This is a genomic window from Streptomyces flavofungini, from assembly GCF_014650815.1.
In the GTDB taxonomy this organism is placed as follows: Bacteria; Actinomycetota; Actinomycetes; order Streptomycetales; family Streptomycetaceae; genus Streptomyces; species Streptomyces flavofungini.
On sequence record NZ_BMVR01000068.1, the window covers coordinates 1 to 774 of the forward strand.

Genomic DNA, 774 nt, shown 5'->3' on the forward strand with positions numbered 1-774 from the left:
TCTTCACCTGGGTGTCCGCGCGGCCCCGGAAGTCGAGGTGACCGTCGGCCGTCCAGGCCACGATGTCGCCCGTGCGGTACATACGCTCACCAGGCGTGCCGAAGGGGCTGGCCACGAACCGCCCCGCGGTGAGGCCGAGGCGGCCGAGGTAGCCGCGTGCCAGGCCCGTCCCGGCCAGATACAGCTCACCGGCCACACCCGGCGGCACCGGCCGCAGCGCGCTGTCCAGGACGTAGGCGCGCATGTTGTCCATCGGCTGCCCGATCGGCACCGTTTCGGCGACCGCGTCCGCCCGGGTAATGGTTTCGCAGGTGGCGGCCATGGTGATCTCCGTGGGCCCGTACGCGTTCACGACCCGTACCTCCGGACAGGCCCGCAAGGTCTCCCGTACCGCTGTGGGAGACATGACGTCGCCGCCGGTCCAGATCTCCCGCAGGCCCGTGAAGGCCCCCGGCCCTGTCTCGGCGATCACCCTGAACAGGCCCGAAGACAGGAAGGCCGCGGTCACCCGGTGTGCGTCGATGGTGCGGGCCAGCGTGGCGGCGTCCAGACGGCCGGGCGGGGCGAGCACGAGCGTGCCGCCGCGCAGCAGCGGAACCCACAACTCGTAGGTGGAGGCGTCGAAAGCCTGCGCCGAGTGGTGCAGCACGCGTCGGTGCGCGTCCCCCGCGTACCGGTGGTCCAGGGCCAGGTCGACCAGGCCCTGGTGGGTGACGCCGACCCCCTTGGGCGTACCCGTGGAGCCGGACGTGTACATCACGTACGCCAACTGCG

At 71.8% G+C, this 774-nt stretch carries 1 protein-coding gene; it reads right to left on the reverse strand.

Going from position 1 to position 774, the window contains the following annotated elements:
* Positions 1–774, reverse strand: a 774-nt coding sequence (locus tag IE274_RS39155) for an AMP-binding protein (RefSeq protein ID WP_190120722.1), incomplete at both ends; no start/stop codon positions are given.